Source organism: Streptomyces apocyni, from assembly GCF_009739465.1.
Taxonomy (GTDB): Bacteria; Actinomycetota; Actinomycetes; order Streptomycetales; family Streptomycetaceae; genus Streptomyces; species Streptomyces apocyni.
This window is the reverse complement of record NZ_WHOM01000065.1, coordinates 532,378-555,464: the sequence shown is the minus strand read 5'-3', so window position 1 is coordinate 555,464 and position 23,087 is coordinate 532,378. Positions and strand designations below refer to the sequence as shown.

23 protein-coding genes and 1 riboswitch are annotated in these 23,087 nt (G+C 69.1%); of the genes, 10 read left to right on the top strand and 13 right to left on the bottom strand.

What is annotated here, in order from left to right:
* Positions 1 to 18: 18 nt before the first annotated feature.
* Positions 19 to 558: an LOG family protein gene (locus tag GCN81_RS21470; protein WP_156726235.1), complete on the bottom strand. Its 540-nt coding sequence runs from the start codon at positions 556 to 558 to the stop codon at positions 19 to 21.
* A gap of 53 nt (positions 559 to 611) precedes the next feature.
* On the opposite strand from GCN81_RS21470, the gene GCN81_RS21465 reads away from it, so the two are divergent.
* Positions 612 to 938 carry a DUF427 domain-containing protein gene (locus tag GCN81_RS21465; protein WP_156726234.1) on the top strand — a complete coding sequence of 109 codons (327 nt, stop codon included), beginning with the start codon at positions 612 to 614 and terminating at the stop codon, positions 936 to 938.
* A 41-nt stretch (positions 939 to 979) separates the two neighbouring features.
* Here the strand turns inward: GCN81_RS21465 and GCN81_RS21460 are convergent, their stop codons facing one another.
* Positions 980 to 1,387 (bottom strand): RidA family protein, encoded by a 408-nt coding sequence (locus tag GCN81_RS21460; RefSeq protein WP_156726233.1) that lies wholly within the window; start codon positions 1,385 to 1,387, stop codon positions 980 to 982.
* Between the two features lie 224 nt (positions 1,388 to 1,611).
* Between GCN81_RS21460 and GCN81_RS21455 the strand changes: the two genes are divergently transcribed.
* The 3 genes from GCN81_RS21455 (at position 1,612) to GCN81_RS21445 (ending at position 4,404) form a co-directional block, all read left to right on the top strand.
* Complete coding sequence (locus GCN81_RS21455; protein WP_156726232.1) at positions 1,612 to 1,998, top strand: amino acid ABC transporter permease; 387 nt, start codon at positions 1,612 to 1,614, stop codon at positions 1,996 to 1,998.
* A 4-nt stretch (positions 1,999 to 2,002) separates the two neighbouring features.
* The gene (locus tag GCN81_RS21450) at positions 2,003 to 3,844 is read left to right on the top strand and encodes an alpha/beta hydrolase (RefSeq protein ID WP_231626884.1); all 1,842 of its coding nucleotides are present in this window, start codon (positions 2,003 to 2,005) and stop codon (positions 3,842 to 3,844) included.
* A gap of 98 nt (positions 3,845 to 3,942) precedes the next feature.
* Complete coding sequence (locus GCN81_RS21445; RefSeq protein WP_156726230.1) at positions 3,943 to 4,404, top strand: hypothetical protein; 462 nt, start codon at positions 3,943 to 3,945, stop codon at positions 4,402 to 4,404.
* 39 nt (positions 4,405 to 4,443) lie between these two features.
* Here GCN81_RS21445 and mnmA read toward each other — a convergent pair whose 3' ends face one another.
* The gene (mnmA, locus tag GCN81_RS21440; protein WP_156726229.1) at positions 4,444 to 5,565 is read right to left on the bottom strand and encodes a tRNA 2-thiouridine(34) synthase MnmA; all 1,122 of its coding nucleotides are present in this window, start codon (positions 5,563 to 5,565) and stop codon (positions 4,444 to 4,446) included.
* Positions 5,566 to 5,651: 86 nt separating this feature from the next.
* On the opposite strand from mnmA, the gene GCN81_RS21435 reads away from it, so the two are divergent.
* On the top strand, positions 5,652 to 6,302 hold the full coding sequence (locus GCN81_RS21435) for an N-acetylmuramoyl-L-alanine amidase (RefSeq protein WP_156726228.1): 651 nt from the start codon (positions 5,652 to 5,654) through the stop codon (positions 6,300 to 6,302).
* A gap of 54 nt (positions 6,303 to 6,356) precedes the next feature.
* Here the strand turns inward: GCN81_RS21435 and GCN81_RS21430 are convergent, their stop codons facing one another.
* On the bottom strand, positions 6,357 to 7,577 hold the full coding sequence (locus tag GCN81_RS21430; protein WP_156726227.1) for a cysteine desulfurase family protein: 1,221 nt from the start codon (positions 7,575 to 7,577) through the stop codon (positions 6,357 to 6,359).
* Positions 7,578 to 7,630: 53 nt separating this feature from the next.
* Here GCN81_RS21430 and GCN81_RS21425 point away from each other — a divergent pair, with 53 nt between their 5' ends.
* Positions 7,631 to 8,473: an alpha/beta fold hydrolase gene (locus tag GCN81_RS21425; RefSeq protein ID WP_156726226.1), complete on the top strand. Its 843-nt coding sequence runs from the start codon at positions 7,631 to 7,633 to the stop codon at positions 8,471 to 8,473.
* Positions 8,474 to 8,493: 20 nt separating this feature from the next.
* On the opposite strand, the gene GCN81_RS21420 is transcribed toward GCN81_RS21425, so the two are convergent.
* The 9 genes from GCN81_RS21420 to GCN81_RS21380 form a co-directional block, all read right to left on the bottom strand.
* On the bottom strand, positions 8,494 to 9,342 hold the full coding sequence (locus GCN81_RS21420) for a thioesterase family protein (RefSeq protein ID WP_156726225.1): 849 nt from the start codon (positions 9,340 to 9,342) through the stop codon (positions 8,494 to 8,496).
* A gap of 71 nt (positions 9,343 to 9,413) precedes the next feature.
* Complete coding sequence (locus tag GCN81_RS21415) at positions 9,414 to 10,094, bottom strand: trimeric intracellular cation channel family protein (protein ID WP_231626883.1); 681 nt, start codon at positions 10,092 to 10,094, stop codon at positions 9,414 to 9,416.
* Between the two features lie 55 nt (positions 10,095 to 10,149).
* The gene (locus GCN81_RS21410) at positions 10,150 to 11,220 is read right to left on the bottom strand and encodes an ABC transporter ATP-binding protein (protein ID WP_156726223.1); all 1,071 of its coding nucleotides are present in this window, start codon (positions 11,218 to 11,220) and stop codon (positions 10,150 to 10,152) included.
* Entirely contained in the window at positions 11,217 to 12,332 is a 1,116-nt protein-coding gene (locus GCN81_RS21405) for an ABC transporter ATP-binding protein (RefSeq protein ID WP_156726222.1), read from the bottom strand. The genes GCN81_RS21410 and GCN81_RS21405 overlap by 4 nt, the downstream gene beginning before the upstream one ends.
* A gap of 4 nt (positions 12,333 to 12,336) precedes the next feature.
* Positions 12,337 to 13,290 carry an ABC transporter permease gene (locus tag GCN81_RS21400; RefSeq protein ID WP_156726221.1) on the bottom strand — a complete coding sequence of 318 codons (954 nt, stop codon included), beginning with the start codon at positions 13,288 to 13,290 and terminating at the stop codon, positions 12,337 to 12,339.
* Positions 13,290 to 14,294, bottom strand: a complete 1,005-nt coding sequence (locus GCN81_RS21395) for an ABC transporter permease (protein WP_156726220.1) — start codon at positions 14,292 to 14,294, stop codon at positions 13,290 to 13,292. The genes GCN81_RS21400 and GCN81_RS21395 overlap by 1 nt, the downstream gene beginning before the upstream one ends.
* Before the next feature lie 142 nt (positions 14,295 to 14,436).
* On the bottom strand, positions 14,437 to 16,122 hold the full coding sequence (locus GCN81_RS21390) for an ABC transporter substrate-binding protein (RefSeq protein WP_156726219.1): 1,686 nt from the start codon (positions 16,120 to 16,122) through the stop codon (positions 14,437 to 14,439).
* Between the two features lie 229 nt (positions 16,123 to 16,351).
* A complete protein-coding gene (locus GCN81_RS21385; protein WP_156726218.1) occupies positions 16,352 to 17,146 on the bottom strand; it encodes an enhanced serine sensitivity protein SseB C-terminal domain-containing protein in 795 nt (264 codons plus the stop codon).
* Positions 17,147 to 17,254: 108 nt separating this feature from the next.
* Positions 17,255 to 18,043, bottom strand: a complete 789-nt coding sequence (locus GCN81_RS21380; RefSeq protein WP_156726217.1) for an enhanced serine sensitivity protein SseB — start codon at positions 18,041 to 18,043, stop codon at positions 17,255 to 17,257.
* Between the two features lie 132 nt (positions 18,044 to 18,175).
* Positions 18,176 to 18,273, top strand: a riboswitch (glycine riboswitch).
* Between the two features lie 158 nt (positions 18,274 to 18,431).
* On the opposite strand from GCN81_RS21380, the gene gcvT reads away from it, so the two are divergent.
* From gcvT to GCN81_RS21360, 4 genes are all read left to right on the top strand, one after another.
* A complete protein-coding gene (gene gcvT / locus GCN81_RS21375) occupies positions 18,432 to 19,559 on the top strand; it encodes a glycine cleavage system aminomethyltransferase GcvT (RefSeq protein WP_156726216.1) in 1,128 nt (375 codons plus the stop codon).
* Between the two features lie 132 nt (positions 19,560 to 19,691).
* A complete protein-coding gene (gene gcvH, locus GCN81_RS21370) occupies positions 19,692 to 20,069 on the top strand; it encodes a glycine cleavage system protein GcvH (protein WP_156726215.1) in 378 nt (125 codons plus the stop codon).
* Positions 20,070 to 20,098: 29 nt separating this feature from the next.
* Entirely contained in the window at positions 20,099 to 21,358 is a 1,260-nt protein-coding gene (gene glyA / locus GCN81_RS21365) for a serine hydroxymethyltransferase (protein ID WP_156726214.1), read from the top strand.
* A gap of 333 nt (positions 21,359 to 21,691) precedes the next feature.
* Positions 21,692 to 23,074, top strand: a complete 1,383-nt coding sequence (locus GCN81_RS21360) for an L-serine ammonia-lyase (protein WP_156726213.1) — start codon at positions 21,692 to 21,694, stop codon at positions 23,072 to 23,074.
* Positions 23,075 to 23,087: the final 13 nt, after the last annotated feature.

The following is a 23,087-nucleotide window of genomic DNA, read 5'->3' as shown; positions in this document are numbered from 1 at the left end:
CGACATGATGACACCCCCCTACTGGGTTCCGACCGACTCCTCCAGATAGGCGAGCGCGGCCACCGGCTCCTCGGCGAAGAACACCAACTCCGTGAGCGGAAGGGGCAGGAAGCCCTCGTCCTCCATCCGCCGGAACTGCTCCTTCAGCCCGTCGTAGAACCCTGCCGTATTGAGCAGCACGACCGGCTTGTCGGTCTTCCCGTGCTTCTTCAGCTCCATGATCTCGGTGGCCTCGTCCAGCGTGCCCGTCCCGCCCACCATGACGACGACAGCGTCGGCGTTCTCCAGCAGCAGCGCCTTCCGCTCGGCGAGGTCCCTGGCGATCACCATGCGGTCGACTCCAGGGCGCGTCTTCGCCGCGAGGAAGTCCACCGACACCCCGACGAGCGCCCCGCCCGCCGCCTCTACCCCGTCGGCCACGACCTTCATCAGCCCGACGTCCGAGCCGCCCCACACCAGCGTGTGCCCTCCCTTGGCGAGGAGTTCGGCGAATTCCCGGGCCGGTCGGGTGTAGCGCTCGTCGAGGTCAGCCGCGGAGAGGAAGACGCAGATATTCATGACCACAGGGTAGGCGCGGGAAGAACGCGCGCCGGGCGTCTGCTGTAGGAGGTATGACCACCACAGGACACAAGATCACCATCGAGCAGGGCACGGACCCGGTACGGGTCACCCACCAGGGCCAGATCGTCGCGGAGAGCTCCCGCCCCCTGCTGCTCCACGAGACGGGCTACCCCGTGCGCTACTACCTGCCTCCCCAGGACGTACGCACCGACCTCCTGACCCCGTCCGAGACGCACACGTACTGCCCCTTCAAGGGAACGGCCTCCTACTGGTCGCTACCGGAAGCGGCGGACCGGGTGTGGGCGTATCCCGACCCGAAGCCGGAGGTGGCCCAGATCAAGGACCACTACTGCTTCTACGAAGTAGAAGCCCTCTAACGACACGTTCGACCGATGACACCCTCGGCACCCTGTCCGTCTCAGTCGAGGACCGCTGTGGCTTCGACTTCGACCAGATGCTCGGGTACGTCCAGTGCCGCGACGCCCAGCAGCGTGCCCGGCGGCACCGGGGTGCCTCCCAGCTTCGGGGCCGCCCGAGTGATCCCCTCCAGGAGCTGGGGCATCTTGTCGGGGGTCCAGTCGACGACGTAGACGGTCAGTTTTGCCACGTCGGCGAAGGAACCACCCACCTCGGCCAGGGCGGTGCCGATGTTGAGGTAGCACTGCTCGACCTGAGCGGCGAGGTCGCCCGCGCCGACGGTGCCCCCGTCGGCGTCCCAGGCGACCTGCCCGGCGATGAAGACCAACTTCGATCCGGACGCGACCGACACCTGCCGGTAGGCGTCGACTTCCGGTAGTCCGCTGGGGTTTACCAGAGTGATGGACATGCCGCCTGCCTCCTCATTGGTTTCTTGTGGTTACTCAGGAACCGTAAGAGAGTGGCCGCTGACATGGAAGAACGCACTTTTCAGTGACCGGGGAACCCGACGGTGACCAGCGTGAAGGGGTAGGCGGAGGGCGTAGGCGGAGGGCGCTGCCGCCCGTCCCGTGTCCAGCGGCGTCGCCTCCTCGTTGCCCCTGCTGAAGCAGCGGAACGGGGAGGGTGCCGACGGTGGCCTGGGACGAGTGGGAACGGCTGAAGGCCGACGCGGCGGGGCAGAAGTCCGCACGCGGTACCGGTCAACTCCGGCACAGCGACAAGCCGTGGACGGACGCGACGACCGTCGCGCGGGAGTTGCGTTCCAGCATGGCCACGGGCAGGACCGACCTGAGCCAGGCGCACGGCGACGTCGCCGCCGGGACAACGGGGCTGGCGAGCGCGGCCGCCCTGAAGACCGTGCTCACATCCTGGGAGAGGCGGTTGGAGTCCGTACGGGACGAGTGCGGGGCGCTGGCTCCGAAGCTGCGCCAGGCGGCGAAGGAGCAGCGCGGGACCGACGCGGGCGTGAAGTCGGACGTGGACTCGGTGCGGGTTCCTGACGGAGGGCTGCGGCGGTGACCCGGTGCTGAGTTGGCAACAACTGCGGGACCTGGACTGTTCCCGTCTGACGGACGCCGCCGACGGCTGGGGCAAGGTCAGCAACCGTGCCGATGCCGCGCGGGACCGGGTGGACGCGGAGATGACCGGCCGGTTGGCGAAAACGCAGGAGGGCGAGGCGGCCCAGGTGGTGGTGCGGCGCCTGCGGCGGCTGAACCGGAACTTCGCGTACCTGTACACCGAGTGCGGCCTGATCCGCTCGATGCTGAACGGCCTGGCACACGAGCTCCAGGCTCCGCAGAAGCGCCTGAAGGGGGCGCTGGAGGACGCGGCGTCCTTGAACTTCACGGTGAACACGAACGGTTCGGTGAGCTACCCGCCCGCTGGCGAGGACCTCACGCAGGGCAACGGCTCCAAGCACCCCGGGGGCTCGGCGGCCGGACGCGGCTCCCTCTTCGACCCACGGCCGCCGTCCCCGGACGGGCGGCTGCTCCCCGGCGGGGGCACCCCCCTGCTCCCCGCCCTCAACCCGAACCACGCCAAGGCCGAGGCCATCGCCGACCGCATCGCCCACGCGCTATGCGAAGCGAACGACATCGACGGCCGCTTCAGCCGCGCCCTGAACAAGCTCAGGGCGGAGCCGGGCCTCACCGTCAACTCGGCCACCTGGACGGACGCGGCCGGGGACGCGGACGCGGTGCGCGACATCGCGTACAAGTACCTGAAGGACGACTTCCCGCAGGACAAGTCCCCTGCCGAACGCAAGGCGTGGTGGGACAGCCTGTCCCCGGAGCGCCGGGAAGAGTACCTGGCGGTGTACCCGGACCTGATCGGGAACCTGGACGGGATTCCGGCGGAGGTACGGGACCGGGCCAACCGCGACAACCTGCGGTTGCTGATCGGACAGTTGGAGGGTCAGGACGACGACAAGTCGAGGACGATGCTGGCTGCCCTGAAGGACATCGACAGGCAGCTGGCGGAGAACGTCCGGGACCGCCTGGAGCTGGGCAAGGAGCCGCCGCCCCCGATGTACCTGCTCGGAATCAGCGACGAGGGCAACGGCCGGGCGATCGTCTCCTACGGAAACCCCGACACGTCGAGGAACGTTTCGGCGTTTGTTCCAGGTCTCGGTTCGAAATTGGACACCGCGTTCACGGGAGACGACGGCTTGAAACGGGCATTGGACACCGCCAGAGGGGCCCAGCGATACGATCCGTCCACTGCCTCCATCGCCTGGCTCGGATACGACGCACCACAACTCCCGGCTGAGAGTCTCGCGAACAACACGGACATCGCACTCACGGGTAACGCCAAGGCCGGGGCATCCTCATACAACGAGTTCATGGCTGGCATCTCCGCAACCAACGAGACCCCTGATCCGCGTGTCACCGCGATTGGTCACTCATACGGTTCCCTCACCGTCGGACAGGCCGCCCAGCAACCGGGTGGCATCACGGGCGCCGACAACATCATCCTGGTTGGCAGCCCAGGAACCGGCGCGAACTCCGCACAGGATCTGAACGTCGACCAGGGCCACGTCTTCGTTGGCGCAGCCGACAACGACCTGGTAACCAAAGCCCCCTCTAAGGAACATACTGCAGCAGCCTTGGCGTTCCCCGGACCCATCGGTGTCGCAGTCGGACAGGTTGCCGACCCAGGAAATGACAACCTCTGGTTCGGTAGAGATCCGGCCAGCGAAGCATTCGGCGCCACACGCTTCGAAGTGAACAACGGCCCGCATGTCATCACGGGGGGCGTTGACGCGCATACCAACTACTTTGACCCGAAAGCCGACAGGGTGTCCGCAGACAATATCGCCAGGATCGTCGCAGGCGAACCCAATATCAAGACAGAAGAGCGGCGATGAAATTCAAGCCCCTGCTGGCAGCCGCATCAGCAGCGACGCTACTGACGAGTTGCACGGCGATTGAATCGGCAAGTCAGTCCGGAAAGAGGTGCCCCGACATGAACATGCAGGAGGCGGCAGAGCAAGCGGATGTGATTCTTGACAACACACTCAACACCATCAAGCCGGGGGTCCAGTGGGCGCACGGGATCACCTCTGCGGGGCACGAGAGCATCTCGCGCGACCGCACTGTCATGACGATCATTTCGGATGAACGGCGCGGCGCGTTCCTCGGAATCGTTGAGCGTTTCTGGAAGGAGAGCGGATACACCATTAAGTCAGTCAACAGCAGCGAGCGGACTCCGGCGATTTTCGCTCAATCCCCTGACGGCTTCGGGATCTCCCTGATCATCGGCGGTAAGGGCCAGGCCTACTTCGTAGTAGACAGCCCTTGCGTCCAGAAGTCCGACGTCGCCGACCCCACCACTCCCCCCAGCTACCAGGGCGAGTACCCCCTCCCCCGCCCCAACGTCCACTCCGACTTCTGGTCCGCCAACACTCCACTTCCACCCAATCCATAACTCGGCAGACGGGGTGCCGGTCCGGCTCTTGAGGTCCGGTCAGGCCACAGCCGAAGCGCGCCGCGTCGTCGCGATCGTGGCCGAGCCGACCACCCGCGTCCCGTCGTACAGCACCACCGCCTGACCGGGGGCCACCCCCCGTACCGGCTCCGTGAAGGTGATCTCCAGGGCGTCGTCGGCCAGCTCGGCCGTCACCGGCGTCTCGTCGCCGTGGGCGCGGAGCTGGGCCGTGTACGAGCCAGAGCCGGTCGGCGGGGTGCCGCACCAGCGGGGCTTGATGGCAGTGAGGGCGGTGACGTCGAGGGCGTCGACCGGGCCGACCGTGACCGTGTTGTTCACGGGGGAGATGTCCAGGACGTAGCGCGGCTTGCCGTCGGGCGCGGGAGTGCCGATGCGGAGGCCCTTGCGCTGGCCGATGGTGTAGCCGTACGCGCCCTCGTGGGTGCCGAGCTTGGTGCCGGACTCGTCGACGATGTCGCCCTCGGCCTTGCCGAGGCGGGAGGCGAGGAAGCCCTGGGTGTCGCCGTCCGCGATGAAGCAGATGTCGTGGCTGTCGGGCTTCTTGGCTACCGCGAGGCCACGGCGCTCGGCTTCCGCGCGGATTTCGTCCTTCGTCGTAGTCGTGTCGCCGAGAGGGAAGAGCGCGTGGGCTAGCTGGCGCTCGTCGAGGACGCCCAGGACGTAGGACTGGTCCTTGGCCATGTCGGAGGCGCGGTGGAGTTCGCGGGCGCCGTCCGCGCCACGGATGACCTGGGCGTAGTGGCCGGTGCAGACCGCGTCGAAGCCGAGGGCTAGGGCCTTGTCCAGGAGCGCGGCGAACTTGATCTTCTCGTTGCAGCGCAGGCAGGGGTTCGGGGTGCGGCCCGCCTCGTACTCGGCGACGAAGTCGTCCACCACGTCCTCGCGGAAACGCTCGGCGAGGTCCCAGACGTAGAACGGGATGCCGATCACGTCGGCGGCGCGGCGGGCGTCGCGGGAGTCCTCGAGGGTGCAGCAGCCTCGGGCGCCGGTGCGGAAGGACTGCGGGTTGGCCGAGAGCGCCAGGTGCACTCCGGTCACGTCGTGTCCCGCTTCGGCGGCCCGGGCGGCGGCGACGGCGGAGTCCACGCCGCCGGACATGGCGGCGAGTACGCGGAGGGGGCGCTGGGGGGTCTCAGTCATAACCCTTCCAGGGTAGTCGGAACCTTTGGGTGGGTCTCAAGCGTTTCTCGGGGCACAGAGGCGACGGCAGGGGGAGGTGTTGGTCCATGGCCAAGATCAGCAGGCGGGCGCTGCTCATAGGGGGCGGAGCCACCGTCGCGGCCGGTACGACGGCCGCCGTGTACGGCGAGGAGTTGTCGCGGCTGTACTGGCGGCTCCCGGGGGTCGACAAGCAGCGCACCGAGGGTGAGGTGGACCACCCCGGAGTGCGCTGGATCGCGGCCTCGCGCGGCAATCTGCGGTATGCGAACCGCCCGTCGGACTACCGGATCGACCGCATCGTGATCCATGTGACACAGGGCAGCTTCGCTACGACACTGCGGGTGTTCCGTGATCCGCTGCACGCCGCGGCAACTCACTATGTGATTCGCGCCAAGGACGGGCACATCGCGCAGATGGCCCGCGAGCTGGATGTCGCCTTCCACGCGGGGAATCGTGATTACAACGAGCGCAGCGTCGGGATCGAGCACGAGGGGTTTGTGGACAAGCCCTCGTCTTTCACGGATGTGATGTACCGGTCGTCGGCGAAGTTGTCGGCCGACATCTGTCGGCGGTACGAGATACCGGTGGACCGGGAGCACATCGTGGGACATGTGGAGATACCCGGGACGGATCACACCGATCCGGGTCCGCACTGGGACTGGGATCGGTATATGCGGCTCGTGCGGGAGGCCGCGGACTCCCGCGAGAGCGCATAGGCGCTACGCCGTCAGGACAGACCCGTACTTCCGTCAGGGCAGACCGCGCTCCCGTCAGGACAGGCCCGCCGTCCGGGCCCGTTCCACCGCAGGGCCGATCGCCTGTGCCACCGCTTCGACATCCGCCGTGGTCGACGTGTGGCCGAGCGAGAAGCGCAGGGTGCCGCGGGCCAGGTCGGGGTCCGTGCCGGTGGCGAGCAGGACGTGGCTCGGCTGGGCGATGCCCGCCGTGCACGCGGAGCCGGTGGAGCACTCGATGCCCTGCGCGTCGAGGAGCAGGAGGAGGGAGTCGCCCTCGCAGCCGGGGAAGGTGAAGTGGGCGTTGGCGGGCAGCCGCCCGAGCAGGGAGGCAGAGCCTGATGCCGGGGCCGAGGCCGGGGCCTGGGGCGGACCCTGGGGCGGGGCGCCGCCCAGGATCGCGTCCGAGACGGCCGCGCGTACCGCCGCGATCAGGTCGTCGCGCAGGCCGCCGATCTCGCGCGCGAACCACTCCTGGCGTTCGGTGGTGATCCGCGCCGCCTCCGCGAAGGCGGCGATCGCGGGGGTGTCCAGGGTGCCGGAGCGGACCTGCCGCTCCTGGCCGCCGCCGTGCAGCACGGGCACCGGGGTGTACTCGCGGCCGAGCAGCAGTGCCCCGATGCCGTAGGGGCCGCCGATCTTGTGGCCGCTGACCGTCATCGCGGCGAGGCCGGATGAGGCGAAGTCCACCGGGAGCTGGCCCACGGCCTGTACCGCGTCGGCGTGCAGGGGGACGCCGAACTCCGCTGCGACATCGGCCAGTTCGCGGACGGGCTGGACGGTGCCGATCTCGTTGTTGGCCCACATCACGGTGGCGAGCGCGACGTTGCCGGGGTCGCGGGCGATGGCCTCGCGCAGCGCCTCGGGGTGTACCCGGCCCACGGTGTCCACGGGCAGGTACTCGACGGTGGCGCCCTCGTGCTCGCCGAGCCAGTGGACGACGTCCAGTACGGCGTGGTGCTCGACGGGGCTGGCCAGCACGCGCGTTCGGCGCGGGTCCGCGTCCCTGCGGGCCCAGTACAGGCCCTTCACGGCGAGGTTGTCGGCCTCGGTGCCGCCCGAGGTGTAGACGACCTCGCTGGGGCGGGCGCCCAGTGCTTCGGCGAAGGTTTCACGGGCCTCCTCGACCGTGCGGCGTGCCCGGCGCCCCGCGCCGTGCAAGGAGGAGGCGTTGCCGACGGCGGTGAGCTGGGCGGTCATCGCCTCGACCGCCTCCGGCAGCATCGGAGTGGTCGCGGCGTGGTCGAGGTAGGCCATGGTGGCCGCAATTCTACTGACAGGACGCGACAGGAGTCATTAGGGTTATGGTCATGACAGTAGAAGACGCCTGGGTTCTCGACCGTACGTTCCCGAGCTCGTCCGGTGAAGTCCGTTGGGCCGCGCTCGGCTCACCGGAGCTGCCGCCCGTCGTCCTCGTGCACGGGACACCGTTCTCGTCGTACGTCTGGCGGGCCGTGGCGCGGGCTCTGGCACGCGACCACCGGGTCTACGTCTGGGACCTGCCCGGTTACGGCGCGTCCGAGAAGCACCCGGACCAGGACGTGACCCTGGGCGCGCAGGCGCGGGTCTTCACCGAACTGCTGGACCACTGGGGTCTTGACCGGCCCGCCGTGGCCGCCCATGACTTCGGCGGCTGCGTCGCCTTGCGCGCCCATCTGCTGCACGGCGCCCGGTACTCCCGGCTCGCCCTGGTCGACCCGGTGGCGCTGGCGCCCTGGGGCTCACCGACGTACCGCCACCTCGGCGCGCACGCGGAGGTCTTCGAGCAGCTGCCGCCCGCGCTCCATCGGGCGCTGGTGCGCGAGTACGTCGGTTCGGCGAGCCACCAGGGGCTGCGTCCGGCGGTACTCGACCGGCTGGTCGATCCGTGGTGCACGGCGGAGGGGCAACGCGCCTTCTACCGGCAGATCGCGCAGAACGACCAGCGGTTCACCGATGAGATCCAGGGCCGGTACGGGGAGTTGGAGCTGCCTGTGCTGATCTGCTGGGGCACCGAGGACAGCTGGATTCCGGTGGCCAAGGGGCACGAGCTGGCCAAGGGGATCCCCGGCGCCGAGCTACGGCTGATCGCGGGGGCGGGCCATCTCGTACAGGAGGACGCGCCCGCGGAACTCACGGCGGAGCTCAGCCGTTTCCTGCGTACCGCTCTGTAGCGGACGCGACCGAAGGCCTGTCAGTCGCGCGGCGCCCGTGCCAGTTGGCGGGACTGGGCTACCAGGCGGTCGGCGCTGTCCCAGACCTCGGCGTCTTCCTCCAGGAAGCCGCCCGCCAGGTTGCGGGTGGTGATCGCGATGCGCAGCGGGCCGGGGGCCGGGCGGCAGCGCACGTGCGCGGTCAGCTCGACCGTCGGGACCCAGCCCTTGAGGCCGATCTCGAAGGCGGTGGGCGGGAGCGCGTCGACCGCGAGGAGGAGGGAGAGCGGATCGTGGTCGCGGCCGTCCGCGAGGCCGAACCAGCCGCGCATCTCACCCCTGCCCGACGGGGCCCCGAGCGCCCAGCCGAGCGTCGCCGGGTCCAGCTTCAGCCACAGGCGGTCGGTGATCGCGGAGGAGCCGGGGATGGGGGCGGGGCTGTCGTCAGGGCCGAAGCACTGCTCGACCGGCGGGATCGCGGGCGGCGTCGCGCTGGTGCGCACGTCGTCGGGGAGCGCGTCCAGGTCTCCGTACGAGGCCACGGCCCTGATCCGCTCGACCTCACGGCCCTCCTCGTCGTACTGGAAGAGCGAGGCCTGGCCGGTGGACAGGCTGCGGCCCGAGCGGACCAGCTCGGTACGGATGACGGCGGGACCCGGCTGGGACGCTGTCAGATAGTGCGCCGAGATCGTGAACGGGTGCGGGTGCGGCAGTGCCTCGCTGAGCGCGCGGCCGAGCATGGCCAGGAGATAGCCGCCGTTGACGGCCGTGATGATCGTCCAGCCCGCCGAGAGCTCCGCGTCGTAGACGCCGGGCTCGCGCAGGGTCACCGCGGTGTCGCGGTCGAACTCGCTGGCCCCGATGGCTACCTCTGTCATGCCCTGAGTCATGCGATAAACGCTACAACAGGAAACTACTAAGCGGTAGCTTTTTCTCTGAGCCGCCTCACCACACGTACCCGCTACGCCTCCCCCTCCACCCCCGCCGACCTGCGGTTCCAGGCGCGCGGTGCCCTCCAGTGGTAGTGGATCGCGAGCAGCCGGAGCACGAAGGCGGTCACCGCGGCCAGCGCGTTGGTGAAAAAGTTCAGCGCGTCATAGCGGATGCAGAGGGCCACGATCACCGCCCCGACGATGGCCGGTACCGCGTACAGATCACGGTCCCAGCGCAGCAGCCTCGGCGAGTCGTTGGCGAGTACGTCGCGCAGCACGCCGCCGCCCACGGCCGTGGCCAGGCCGAGCAGGGCGGACGCGGTCAGGCCGAGCCCGTACTCGTATGCCTTGACCGTGCCGGTGACACAGAAGAGGCCGAGCCCGGCCGCGTCGAAGACGCTCACGGCACCGTTGATCCGCTCCACCTCGGGGTGCAGGAAGATCACCAGGACTGCCGCGAGGAGCGGGGTCACGAAGTAGCCGAGCTCCGTGAACGCCGCAGGGGGCACCGCCCCGATCACCACGTCGCGGAACAGCCCCCCGCCCAGCGCGGTGACCTCGGCCAGCACCGCGATGCCGAAGACGTCGAAGTTCTTGCGTACGGCGAGCAGTGCGCCGGAGATCGCGAAGACGAAGATCCCGGCGAGGTCGAGTCCGTGCTGGACGGAGGGCGAGAAGACGTCGGTGAGGTCGGTGAGGTCCTGGAGCACCTGGCAATTGTGCCGGGTGCTCCAGGCCTCCCCGGTCCCGGCTGGGTCGGGACGCTCAGGGCGCGACCACGCTGGCCGGTTCCCTGCCTTCCTTCGCATCGTCCTCGTCGGCCGCCTCCCCGGCCCGGACCACGGTCCCGGCCGCGATCTCGGCGGCGTAGTGGCACGCCACCTTGTGCCCGTCGCCGAGGTCCGTGAGCACCGGGCGCTCGGTGTCACACAGGGTGTCCTGCTTCCACGGGCACCGCGTGTGGAAGCGGCAGCCCGTCGGCGGACTGGACGGCGACGGCAGGTCGCCCTGGAGCAGAATCCGCTCGCGGTCGTCCTCGACCGAGGGGTCGGGGATCGGCACGGCGGACATCAGCGCCCGGGTGTACGGGTGCTTCGGCTCCGCGTACAGCGCGTCGCTGGGCGCCTCCTCCACCAGCGAGCCCAGGTACATCACCCCGATGACATCGGAGATGTGCCGCACCACCGCGAGGTCGTGAGCGATGACCACATAGGTCAGGCCCAGCTCCTCCTGAAGCTCCTCCAGGAGGTTGACCACCTGCGCCTGGATGGACACGTCGAGCGCGGAGACCGGCTCGTCGCAGATGATCACATCGGGCTCCAGGGCCAGCGCGCGGGCGATGCCGATGCGCTGGCGCTGTCCGCCGGAGAACTCGTGCGGATAGCGCGACAGGGAGTTCTCGGGGAGGCCGACCTTGTCCAGGATGCGCAGGATGCGCTCCCGCCGCTCCGCCTTGTCGGCGCCAATGCCGTGGGCCTCCATGCCCTCGGCGAGCGTCGACTCGATGTTCTGCCGCGGGTCCAGGCTGCCCAGCGGGTCCTGGAACACCATTTGCAGCCGACTGCGTTGGCGGCGCATCTCTTCGGGTGGCAGCTTGGCCAGGTCGGTCCCGTCGAAGACGACCTCACCGTTGGTGATGTCGACCAGCCGCAGGATGGCCCGGCCCAGGGTCGTCTTGCCGCAGCCGGACTCGCCGACCAGGCCGTACGTCTGTCCGGCCTCGACCGAGAGCGAGACGCCGTCGACCGCGTAGACATGGCCCACCGTTCGGTCGAAGAAGACGCCCTTCTTGATCGGGAAGTGGACCTGTACGTCGCTCAGTTCGAGCAGGCTCATGACGGGGCCTCCGTCTTCTTGGCAGCAGCTACGGGGGACTCGCTGGCCACATCGGCGGCGTCGGCCACGTCGGCACCAGCCGCATCGGCGGCGTCGGCCACATCGGCGTCGGCCACATCCGCGCCGACCACATCGGCCGCGGGCAGCACCGGATTGACGCACCGTACGTGATGCGCGGGCTCCCGTGGTTCGGTCAACTCGACGGCTCCGCTGAGGCATTCCAGGGTGTAGGAGTCACAGCGGGGCGCGAAGGCACAGCCGTCGGCCCAGTCGATCCGGTCGTTGATGGAGCCCCGGATCGGCTTGAGCGGCTCACCACGCGGCGCGTCCAGGCGCGGGATGGAGCCGAGCAGCCCGTGCGCGTACGGGTGGGTCGGCGCCTCGAACAGCGCGCGCCGCCCGGCCGACTCCACCACCTTGCCCGCGTACAGGACGTTGACCTCGTCGCACAGTCCGGCGACCACCCCGAGGTCGTGGGTGATCATCAGCAGTGCGGTGCCCTCCTCGTCGACGAGTTCCTTGAGGAGTTCCAGGATCTGCGCCTGGATCGTCACGTCGAGCGCGGTGGTCGGCTCGTCGGCGATCAGCAGGCGGGGCGCGCACGCCACGGCCATGGCGATCAGCGCACGCTGCCGCATTCCGCCGGAGAGCTGGTGCGGATACTCCTTCAGCCGCCGGGTCGGGTCCGGGATGCCGACGCGGTCCAGCAGGTGCGCGGCCTCCTTACGGGCTGCGGCGCCCTTCAGGCCCCGGTGCCGGGAGAGGATCTCGGTCACCTGGACGCCGATCGGGACGACCGGGTTCAGCGAGGAGAGCGGGTCCTGGAAGATCATCGCGATCTGCGAGCCCCGCAGATCACGCAGGCGGCTCTGGCTCATGGTGAGCAGGTCGCCGCCGTCGAACTCGGCCCGGCCCCCGAGCCGTACGCCACGGTCGGGCAGCAGGCCCATCAGGGCGAGCGAGGTGACGCTCTTACCGCACCCCGACTCGCCGACCAGGCCCACGACCTGGCCCTGGTCGACATCGAAGGACACCCCGGACACGGCCTTGATGTCCCGACGGCCTCGTCCGGTGAACGTGATGGACAGTTCGTCCACAGAAAGCAACGCCATGTCATCAGCTCCGCAGTTTCGGGTCGAGCGCCTCACGCATGGCCTCGCCGAGCAGGGTGAAGCCCAGGGCCGTGATGATGATGCCCAGCGCCGGGTAGACCGCGAGCATCGGTGCCTGGTCGAAGTACTTCTGTGACTGGGCGAGCATCACGCCCCACTCCGGAACGGCCGCGTCCGGGTTACCGAGGCCCAGGTACGACAGTGCCGCGGCCTCGATGATGGCGGTGGCCAGGCTCAGCGTCGTCTGGACGATCACCGGGCTCAGCGAGTTGGGCACGATGTGCGCGAGGACGATACGCCGTCTGCGCACCCCGAGCGCTCGGGTGGCGAGCACGTAGTCGGAGCCGCCCTGAGCGAGCATCGAACCGCGCAACAGGCGGGCGAAGATGGGGATCTGCACGACACCCACGGCGATCATGACCGTGGTGATGCTCTGCCCGAGCATCGCCGCGATGCTGACCGCGAGCAGCAGCGAGGGCAGCGCCAGCATCATGTCGATGAAGCGCATGATGACGGAGTCGATCCGGCCGCCGACCTTGCCGCCGAGCGTCGCGGCCGCGCCGGACACGGTGCCGATCAGAGCGCCGATGGCCAGACCCAGCAGCGTGGAGACGATGCCCACGAGCAGCGTCTGCCGGGCGCCGACCAGAATGCGGGAGAACTGGTCACGGGCCAGGTGGTCCAGGCCGAACCAGTTCTCGCCCCGCATGCCGATGAATATGCCCTGGTTGGTACGGACTTCACCGCGCCACAGCTGGGCGGTGGGGTCGTACGGGGCGACCCAGGGCCCGAGGACGGCGAGGATCACGAACATACCGATGATGCAGCCGCCGATGACGGCCATCTTGCTGGCCCGCAGCCGCCGCATCGCCTCGACCCAGAGGCTGCTGCCCGTACTGGTCTCGCTCTGGGCGGTGAGTTCCGCGAGCCGGTCGATCTTGTCGGTCTTGGTGCTCATCAACGCACCCGCACTCTCGGATCAATGAGGCTGTACGCCAGGTCGACGAGCAGGTTGATGACGACGAAGACCAGCGCGATGAACAGGATGAAGCCGACCAGCACGGGGTAGTCGCGGCCGTCGATGCCGGTCTTGAGGAACGAGCCGATACCGCCGAAGGCGAACACCGACTCGGTGAGCACCGCACCCGACAGCAGGCTGCCGGTGAGCAGGCCGACCGCGGTGACGACGGGCAGCAGCGCGTTCCGCAGCACATGGCGGCCGCGTACGACGCGCTGGTGCAGGCCCTTGGACTCGGCGGTACGGACATAGTCCTCGCCGAGGACTTCCAGGACGCTGGCGCGGGTCATCCGGACGATCACGGCGAGCGGGATCGAGGACAACGCCACGGCGGGCAGCATCAGGTGGCTGAGCGCGTCCCAGGCCGCGTCGAACTCGCCGGTGAGGACGCCGTCCAGGACGTAGAAGCCGGTCACCTCGGTCGCGTCCATGCCCGTGGACAGGCGCCCGAAGCTGGGGAACCAGCCCAGTTCGACGGCGAACACGGCCCGGAGCAGGAAGGCCAGGAAGAAGACGGGAATGCAGATGCCGAGCAGCGATCCGGACACCGCGGCCACGTCAAGCCAGCCGCCGCGTCGCCGGGCGGCGAAGTAGCCGAGCGGCACACCCACCAGTACGGCGAGCAGGATGGCGGCCAGGCCGAGTTCCACGGTCGCCGGGAAGCGCAGGGCGAACTCGTCCCACACAGGCTGGCCGGTCTGGGACGAGGTGCCCAGGTCAAGCTGGACCAGCCGCTTCAAGAAGCGGCCGTACTGGACGTACCAGGGCTGATCGAGCCCCAGCGCCGCTTCGATCTGCCGTACGTCCGCTTCCGAAGCCCGCTCACCGAGCATGGCCGCCGCGGGCCCGCCAGGTAGGCGGTTCAGCCAGACAAACAGCAGGACCGACAGGCCCAGCAGGGTGGGTATCAGCTGTAGCAGTCTTCGTACGACGAGTCGCAGCACCCCGCATGCCCCTTTCTCACTCTAAGCAGCGCGTCCGCCCGGCCGCCGGGGTGGCCGGGGCCGGACGGACGCGTACTGGATCGGGTGGTACGTGTCTTACTTGGTGCGTCTTACGCGTGATGCGTCCTACGCGTGGTGCGTCTTACTTGAAGGTGATCTCGCCAAAGTTCTCCTGCGTCAGCGGGGAGACCTTGGGCGGGTTCACGTTCTTGGCGAACGCGAGGCCGGGCGGGGACGAGGAGATCGGGACGCCGGGGATGAAGTCCATGACGACCTCGTTGGCCGCCTTGTAGAGCTCGGTGCGCTTGGTGGCGTCCGGCTCGGTGGAAGCCTTCTGCAGGGCGTCGAAGACCTTGTCGTTCTTGAAGCCCCACTGCTTGTCGTAGCTGTCGAACCAGGTGCCGATGAAGTTGTAGCCGTCGTTGAAGTCACCGGTCCAGCCGAACAGGTACATCGGGCACTCACCCGTGGTGACGGCCTTGACGTAGTCCGGGTTCCACTTCATGGCACGCGGCTTGACCTTGATACCGGCCTTCTCCAGGTCGGTCTTCATCAGCTCGTACATGTCAGCCGGGGCGGGCATGTACGGGCGGGTGACCTCGGTCGGGTAGCAGAACTCGATCGTCGGGCTCTTCTCACCGGCGGCGGCGAGCAGCTTCTTGGCCTTGTTCACGTCGTAGTCGTACGTCGTGACCTTGTCCGAGAACCCGGCCACGGTGTCCGGCATGAACTGCGAGGCCACCACGCCACCCTCGGGCAGCTGGGTGTCGACGATGTTCTTCCGGTCGATCGCGTGCGCGATCGCCTGCCGGACCTCCTTCTTCTTCAGCGGCCCGGCACCCTTGTTGTCCTGGGTGAAGCCCATGTAGAAGATGTTGAAGACGTCACGGACGGGCGTCTGGAAGCCGCCCTTGGACAGCGTCTCGACGTCGGCGGGCGCGACCAGGTCGTAGCCGTGGATGTCACCGGCCTGCAGCGCCTGGCGGCGGCCTTCCTCGGTGTCGATGGTGCGGAAGACCAGCTTCTCGACACCGGCCTTGTCGCCCCAGTAGTCGTCGAAGCGGTCCAGGGTGATTTCCTTGTTGCCCTTGTTCCACTCCGAGATCTTGAACGGCCCGGTGCCCGCGACGACGCCAGCCTTCTGGCTGTACGCGGGACGCTTGATCGCTTCGCCCTCGCCGGTGGCGCCCTGCTTCGCGTAGGCGTCGACCGACTTCGGGGAGTGGATGGCCAGCGCCTGGAGCGAGAAGCCGCCGGGCAGGTTCGCGGTGGCTTCCTTCACCTTGATGACGGGCGTGAGCTCGTCCTTGGCGGTGCAGCCCGCGTAGTTGGCTTCCGGGGTGTCCTTGTCCTCGTTCTTGGCGAAGCCACCCATGATCGCGCGCCAGTAGTACGCGATGTCGCTGTTCTGGTCGGAGCCGGTCTTGTTGAACCAGAAGTCGTAGTTCTTGCAGACCACTTCGGCGGTGAGCTTCTCACCGTCGTGGAACTTCACGCCCTTGCGGAGGTTGAAGGTCCACTCGGTGGCGTCCTCGTTGGACGACCACTTCTCGGCGAGGCCGCCGACCAGGTCCGTACCGCCCGGCTTGTGCTCGATGAGCGCCTCGAACGCCTGGCGGGTGACGCGGAACGTCTCACCGTCGGACGACAGCGCCGGGTCCAGCGAACTCGGGTCACCAGCCGCTCCGAAGACGAAGGTGCCGTCGCCCTTGCCCTTGCCCTTGGAGCTGTCGTCGTCACCACGCTCGCTGGAGCATCCAGTGGCGACCACCGCGACCGCGAGGGCCGCCGTGACCGCACGCGCGGCACCTGTTCTAAGTATTCGCATGGTTTCCCCAGTGGTCAGCACAGCCGAGAGACAGTGAACTTCGCCGCACCATACAGTCACCGCTCACCATGGTGAACGTTCCGCATAGCGGTGATATCCATCTGAGACCCAGAGGGCCAACAAACCACCCACGCAAGGGACATCGCGCCCATGGCGCCCATCCCGCGCCCAACGCCCCATCAGCAGCCACCTCCAACGAAACAGGACCCCACCGGTGGTGGGGTCCCGTTCAGTAAGTACTGGGCGCGGCAGGCGGGTAGCCGTACCCCGCGGGAGCGGGCGCTGGTGCGTGCGCCTCACGGTCGTAGAACGGGCGGGCGCTCGCTCGCAGCCACATCGCGACCGGGTCGTACGCGTCCGACATCGCGACCGTCGACACCGGCAGCCCCTCCGGGACCGCCATGATGGCCTGCCGCATCATCGCGCGCACCGCGTCCACCGACGCCGCGGTGGTGTCGTAGACGTCGAGTCCGATGGCCAGGTACGGCTGGCCGAGTACGGGCTGTACCCAGGCGCGGCGCAGCGAGCGGACCGCGGGGGTGCGGTGGGCGTGCTGGCTGAGCTGCGCGTAGAACTGCGGCAGGTCGATGGTCGGCTCGGACAGCCGCAGCGGACCCGCGGGCAGCCGGTCCAGGCCGGTGGCGATCCGGCGCAGATCGAGCCAGGGGATACCGACGCCACCGCCCGGCGCGTGCGGGTTCAGCCAGATCCCGTAGTGGTCGGGGTAGAGGGCGCGGGCCGCGTCGAGGCCGCTGACCACCTCGTGCGCGCGGTTCCAGCCGGAGGCGGCGAGCTCCTGCGCGGAGGTGACACAGGGGGCGTATCCGACGCCGTCCACGTCCATGTTTCCGTACTGGGCGTCCGGTGATCCGGCCTGGCCGTGCCAGAGCAGCATCCAGACCCGCCCGGACGCGGGGTCGGCGAGTGCCCGCAGCAGCGCCTCGTACGCGTCGTAGCGCCCGGGTGTCACCTGGCGCAGCATCTGCTCGATCTGCCCGGCCGCAGCCGCGCCCGACGCGCTCACCGTCGACCGGCCCCCTTTTGCCACAGTCCCGTACACCATTGCCGCTTCTCCCCGTCCCGGTGTGAACCGGGTGATGACCCCACCTTATGCGGCCGCACCGACACCGGTTCAGCCCTGCCGGGCATAGAACGGCCGCACCGTGTCGAGCATCCAGTCGCCGACCCGGTCCTGGGCCACATCGAGCAGCACCAGGTTCACCGGCCAGGCGACCGGAACCCGGCCCAGTGCGCGGCCGAGTGCGTCCATGGGGAGGTTACGGGCGGGGCCGTCCCACTGCGAGACCTCCACGCCGACGAACATCACCGGGTCGCCGCCCTCGATGCTCGCCAGGCACCGGCGCGCGCTGCGCACCACGCCTGTGGCCTCGAACTCCTCGGCGGCCACGGACAGGAAGTCCACGGGGTCGACCTGCCAGTCCGGCTCGAAGAGCCGCACCCGGCCGCCGCTGGCGGGGCCGTCCAGCGGCGTACGCCCGGCCCGGCACAGCTCCGCCACGCCCGCGGGCGGCACCGGGACACCGACAGCGCCGTCCGGGTTCACGGCGATCCCGACCTGCGGGGGCAGGCCCCGAGCGAATTCGACGGCGGGCGCCACGGTGTACGCCATCAGCTCCCCGGCCACGCGCTTGAACTGCTGCTCGGAGCTGAAGACCGGCACGTAGGCGGCGCCACCGAGTTCCACCATGGGCAGGTCGAGGTCCGGGCTGCCGGGGCCCCCGCCGTTCGGCAGCGGCACCCAGAGCTGGCTACGGCCGAGCACCTCGATGATCCGTCCGGCCACGGAGGGTGACGGCTCGGCGTCGACCGACGCCGCGAGCACCTCTTCGAGCTCGTTGCCTGGCCAGCCCTCGTACGGAAGGCCGTACCCGCCCGCTGCGCCCTGCGCCGGAATGTCCATCTGCACCCTGCCTGCTCGCCACCGCTCCGTCTGCGCATCGACCTTAACTCCGCCCAGGTCCGGCCGGGACGGGACGGCGGGAGTCGTGCAATGATGTGCCAGCTAACTGCGTCCAACTCCATACAGGCCGCTTGAATCCGCGCGGGAGAGTCCCTGGCCGACACTGGTCGGGGCGCCGAAGGAGCAAGACCCTCCCTTGAATCTCTCAGGCCCCGTACCGCGCGGATGAGGCAACTCTGAAAAGCGGGTCGGCCCTTTTCTGGTCCGGCTCCACCCAAGGTGCAAGCCCCTGTCCGCGTGTACGTGTGGCCGGGGCGAACCTCTCAGGTTTTGATGACAGATGGGGAGGATTTTCGTCCTCGCCAGTCATGCCCTGGGAGCCCTAACGATGAGCAACGCCCCCCGTCTCACCGCACTCGATGCCCTGCACCGGTCACTGGGCGCGACCATGACCGACTTCGCGGGCTGGGACATGCCGCTGCGGTACGCCAGTGAGCGCGACGAGCACAACGCCGTCCGCACCCAGGCCGGTCTCTTCGACCTCTCGCATATGGGCGAGATCACCGTCACCGGCCCGCAGGCCGTCGACCTGCTGAACTACGCCCTGGTCGGCAACATCGGCTCGGTCTCCGCAGGCCGCGCCCGCTACACCATGATCTGCCAGGAGGATGGCGGGATCCTGGACGACCTGATCGTCTACCGCCTCGCCGACACCGAGTACATGGTCGTCGCCAACGCGGGCAACGCCCAGGTCGTCCTGGACGCGCTGACCGCCCGCGCCGACGGCTTCGACGCCGTCGTACGGGACGACCGGGACGCGTACGCCCTGATCGCCGTGCAGGGCCCGGAGTCCCCCGGCATCCTGAAGTCGGTCACCGCCGCCGACCTGGACGGCCTGAAGTACTACGCGGGCCTGCCGGGCACGGTGGCCGGGGTCCCGGCGCTGATCGCCCGTACCGGCTACACGGGCGAGGACGGCTTCGAGCTGTTCGTGGCGCCCGGCGACGCCGAGAAGCTGTGGCAGGCGCTGACCGAGGCGGGCGCGCCCGTCGGCCTGATCCCCTGCGGCCTGTCCTGCCGGGACACACTGCGCCTGGAGGCGGGCATGCCGCTGTACGGGCATGAGCTGACGACCGCCCTGACGCCCTTCGACGCCGGTCTCGGCCGGGTCGTGAAGTTCGAGAAGACCTCACACGGCGATGACTTCGTCGGCCATGACGCGCTGGCCGCGGCCGCCGCGAAGGCCGAGACCGCCCCGCCGCGCAAGCTGGTCGGCCTGATCGCCGAGGGCCGCCGCGTGCCGCGCGCCGGATACCCGGTCGTCGACGCCGACGGCACGGTGATCGGCGAGGTCACGTCCGGAGCGCCGTCCCCGACGCTGGGCAAGCCGATCGCGATGGCGTACGTGGACGCCGCGCACGCCGCGCCGGGCACGGCCGGGGTAGGCGTGGACATCCGGGGCAAGGCGGAGCCGTACGAGGTCGTCGCCCTGCCGTTCTACAAGCGCCAGAAGTAGCGCGCTACACGCTCCAGAAGTAGGGCACCCCGCGTTCGCCGCGGGCACCCCTTTCGGGCAGCGCCCTCACCTCGACTGCCTCTTGAGTACCTCGTTCACCACCACTCCCCCGCGTACAGGAGAATTCAGGCCATGAGCAACCCCCAGCAGCTGCGTTACAGCAAGGAGCACGAGTGGCTGTCGGTCGCCGAGGACGGCGTATCGACGGTCGGCATCACGGAGCACGCGGCCAACGCGCTCGGTGACGTCGTCTTCGTTCAGCTCCCCGAGGTCGGGGACACCGTCACCGCGGGCGAGACCTGCGGTGAGCTGGAGTCCACCAAGTCGGTCAGCGACCTCTACTCGCCGGTCACCGGCGAGATCGTCGAGGCCAACCAGGACGCCGTGGACGACCCCTCACTGGTCAACTCCGCCCCGTTCGAGGGTGGTTGGCTGTTCAAGGTGCGCATCACGGAGGAGCCGAAGGACCTGCTCTCCGCGGACGAGTACACCGAGTTCTCCGGCTCCTGAATCTCCTGAGAATCCAAGGACGTATGCCGATGTCGCTTCTCAATTCCTCCCTGCACGAGCTCGACCCGGACATCGCCGCCGCGGTCGACGCCGAGCTGGACCGCCAGCAGTCCACCCTCGAGATGATCGCCTCGGAGAACTTCGCTCCGGTCGCGGTCATGGAGGCCCAGGGCTCGGTCCTGACCAACAAGTACGCCGAGGGCTACCCCGGTCGCCGCTACTACGGCGGCTGTGAGCACGTCGACGTGGTCGAGCAGATCGCAATCGACCGGATCAAGGCGCTGTTCGGCGCCGAGCACGCCAACGTCCAGCCGCACTCGGGCGCCCAGGCCAACGCGGCCGCGATGTTCGCGCTGCTGAAGCCGGGCGACACGATCATGGGTCTGAACCTGGCGCACGGCGGGCACCTGACCCACGGCATGAAGATCAACTTCTCCGGCAAGCTCTACAACGTGGTCGCGTACCACGTCGACGAGCAGAGCGGCGAGGTCGACATGGCCGAGGTCGAGCGCCTCGCCAAGGAGTCCAAGCCGAAGCTGATCGTGGCGGGCTGGTCGGCGTACCCGCGCCAGCTGGACTTCGCCGCCTTCCGCCGGATCGCCGACGAGGTCGGCGCGTATCTGATGGTGGACATGGCCCACTTCGCGGGCCTGGTCGCGGCGGGGCTGCACCCCTCCCCCGTACCGCACGCGCATGTGGTCACCACCACCACGCACAAGACGCTGGGCGGCCCGCGCGGCGGTGTGATCCTGTCCACGCAGGAGCTCGCCAAGAAGATCAACTCCGCGGTCTTCCCTGGTCAGCAGGGTGGCCCGCTGGAGCACGTCATCGCGGCCAAGGCGGTCTCCTTCAAGATCGCCGCGTCCGACGACTTCAAGGAGCGCCAGCAGCGCACCCTGGAGGGCGCGCGGATCATCGCCGAGCGGTTGGTCCAGGAGGACACCAAGGCGGTGGGCGTGAGCGTGCTCTCCGGCGGTACGGACGTCCACCTGGTCCTGGTCGACCTGCGCGAGAGCGAGCTGGACGGCCAGCAGGCCGAGGACCGTCTCCACGAGGTCGGCATCACGGTCAACCGCAACGCGATCCCGAACGACCCGCGGCCCCCGATGGTCACCTCGGGTCTGCGGATCGGTACGCCCGCGCTGGCCACCCGTGGTTTCGAGGCCGATGACTTCCGCGAGGTCGCGGACATCATCGCCGAGGTGCTCAAGCAGTCGGCCGACACCGAGTCGCTGAAGGCCCGCGTCTCGGCGCTGGCCGAGAAGCGCCCGCTGTACCCGACGCTGTAGTCCGTACGGTCACGAAGGGCCCGGCCCGCGGTCCCGCTCCGCGTGCCTGGGCCGGGCCCTTCTCCGTACGCAGCCGTACGCAGCCGTACGCAGCCGTACGCGCGGCTGCCCACCGCCGCTCCACTCCTGCTCCCCTCCTGCTCCGCTCCTGCTCCCCTGGCGCTTCTCGGGTGTTTCCCAAAGCGCGTTACGCTCGATTCACCGAGTACCCGGCAACACCGGCAACGCGGACATAATCCGCACCCCCTCCGCCGGACCCGCTTTTGTCCCACTCCCCCCACCCCTTCACGGCCTGCCCGCACACCCCACGAGCAGACATAGGAGTCCGCCACCGTGGCTATTTCCGTATTTGACCTCTTCTCCATCGGCATCGGCCCATCCTCATCGCACACGGTCGGTCCGATGCGGGCCGCCCGGATGTTCGTGGGCCGCCTGAAGAAGGACGGGCTGCTCGCCCAGACCGACTCGGTGCGCGCCGAGCTCTTCGGGTCGCTGGGCGCCACGGGGCACGGCCACGGCACCCCCAAGGCCGTACTTCTGGGCCTGGAGGGACACTCTCCGCGCACTGTGGACGTGGAGAGCGCCGACGACGAGGTCGCGCGCATCCGCTCCACCGGCAGGCTGCGGCTGATGGGCGCGGAGATAGGCGACGCCCACGAGATCGCCTTCGACGAGCCGAACCAGCTGATCCTGCACCGCCGCCGCTCACTCCCGTACCACGCCAACGGCATGACGCTCTTCGCGTACGACGCCTCGGGCGCCCCGCTGCTGGAGAAGACGTACTACTCCGTGGGTGGCGGCTTCGTCGTGGACGAGGACGCGGTCGGCGAGGACCGGATCAAGCTGGACGACACCGTCCTGAAGTACCCGTTCCGCAGCGGCGACGAGATGCTGCGCCTCGCCAACGAGACGGGCCTGTCCATCTCCTCGCTGATGATGGAGAACGAGAAGGCCTGGCGCACCGAGGACGAGATCCGCGAGGGCCTGCTGGAGATCTGGCGGGTCATGCAGGCCTGCGTCTCGCGCGGCATGTCCCGCGAGGGCATCCTGCCGGGCGGCCTGAAGGTACGCCGCCGCGCCGCGTCGTCCGCCCGCCAGCTGCGCGCCGAGGGCGACCCGCTGCTGCACCGCAGCGAGTGGACGACGATCTACGCGATGGCGGTCAACGAGGAGAACGCGGCGGGCGGCCGCGTGGTGACCGCCCCAACCAACGGCGCCGCGGGTGTCCTGCCCGCCGTCCTGCACTACTACATGCACTTCGTGCCCGGCGCCGACGAGGACGGCATCGTGCGCTTCCTGCTCGCGGCGAGTGCGATCGGCATGCTCTTCAAGGAGAACGCCTCGATCTCCGGCGCCGAGGTCGGCTGCCAGGGCGAGGTCGGCTCGGCCTGCTCGATGGCGGCGGGCGCGCTGGCCGAGGTGCTCGGCGGCACCCCGGAGCAGGTGGAGAACGCCGCGGAGATCGGCATGGAGCACAACCTGGGCCTGACCTGCGACCCGGTCGGCGGCCTGGTGCAGATCCCGTGCATCGAGCGCAACGGCATGGCGGCGGTCAAGGCGGTCACGGCGGCGCGGATGGCGATGCGCGGCGACGGCAGCCACAAGGTGTCCCTCGACAAGGTCATCAAGACCATGAAGGAGACCGGCGCGGACATGAAGGTCAAGTACAAGGAGACGGCGCGGGGCGGGCTCGCGGTCAACGTCATCGAGTGCTGAGCGTCACCGCGGG